This window comes from uncultured Brachyspira sp., from assembly GCF_910588665.1.
Taxonomy (GTDB): Bacteria; Spirochaetota; Brachyspiria; order Brachyspirales; family Brachyspiraceae; genus Brachyspira.
The window spans coordinates 89,035-90,358 of sequence record NZ_CAJUPR010000010.1; the positions used below are offsets into that span (position 1 = coordinate 89,035).

The following is a 1,324-nucleotide window of genomic DNA, read 5'->3' on the forward strand; positions in this document are numbered from 1 at the left end:
TATAATTTTAAAATGTTTTTTATTGTCTTCAACCATTTCCATAGGTTCAAATACAGAATAATTTCCATGATTTAAAATATTAATCATTCTTTTATGCACTATTATATTTTCATCATCTGACTCTCTTAAACAATCAGAAAAATTACCATATCCATGAAATGATGCTGTTTTTTCTAATATGCTTCTAAGTATATTAAAATGATAAGTATATAATTTACCTGAGTCAGCTGCCTTTTTTAATTTTTTAAGCATTGATACATGATGAAAGAAAGGAGTGTCCCCTGTATTTTTTAATATATATTTTTCTATATTGCTATCTTCTTTTTGAAAAAATAATCGTTCAGCAGTTTTAATTTCATTACATAAAATATTATAAAATAAAATATGGTGTGTTGATATAACAATTTTTAAATCTGTTTTGTTTTTTTCTCCTTGATCTTCTTTTAATAATTTAGCTAAATCAGATGCTAAAGCAATTACATTATTATCATCTAATGAAGAAATAGGATCATCAATATATATATATTTAACCCATTTATATGACTCATTATTATCAATGACCAATTGTACAATAGCAAGAAAAAAACACCATATAAATATATTTTCTTCTCCTCTGGATATTTTTATATTATCAATTCTATTTTTAGAAAATGCAATAGTATAATCATAATAATCAATTTTAAAATTAAAATCTGCATATCTTTTTAAAAAATAATTAATTTTATCATTCATGTCTATCAAATCCTTTAAGGCATAAAAAAATCTTGAATTACTATTCATTTTTAAAATTCTTCTTTCATCATTTTCTAAATCATTATCCCAATAAAAAAGATCTTCAGTAAATGCATTATAATATAGGGTATCTCCCGTTTTTTCTCCTGTTTCTTCATCTGGATATTTTCCAATATTTTTAAATTTATCAGAAAGTCTTGTTTTACCTGTACCATTATAAGCAAATAATATTATATATTTTTTTTTATCTAAAAAGTCTCTAAAATGTTTCGCAATATCTTCCAGTGAATAAAATTCAGAATCAATATATTTATTTGATTTCTTTTTATTCATAAATCATAATCCTCCATGCTATTCATATCAGGAAAAAGTTTCTGCATCAATTAATGTTTATGCTTCAGCAATTCTTTTACTTTTCTTTATTATTGTCATGTTTGCCAGTATCCGCCTACCAAGCAGGCACATTTCTAATTTTATTTTATATATTTTTTATTATACCATATTTCTATTATTATATATTATTATTTTATTTATTTCTATTATTGCTATGCCGCCATTAATGGCGCCTACTCGGTCGAACTCGGCTGATTAC

The 1,324-nt window shown here is 23.6% G+C and carries 1 protein-coding gene; it reads right to left on the reverse strand.

The features are described from left to right. The coding region (locus QZ306_RS08495; RefSeq protein WP_295163038.1) for an AAA family ATPase at positions 1 to 1,065 on the reverse strand (1,065 nt) is incomplete at its 3' end. Between the last annotated feature and the right edge of the window lie 259 nt (positions 1,066 to 1,324).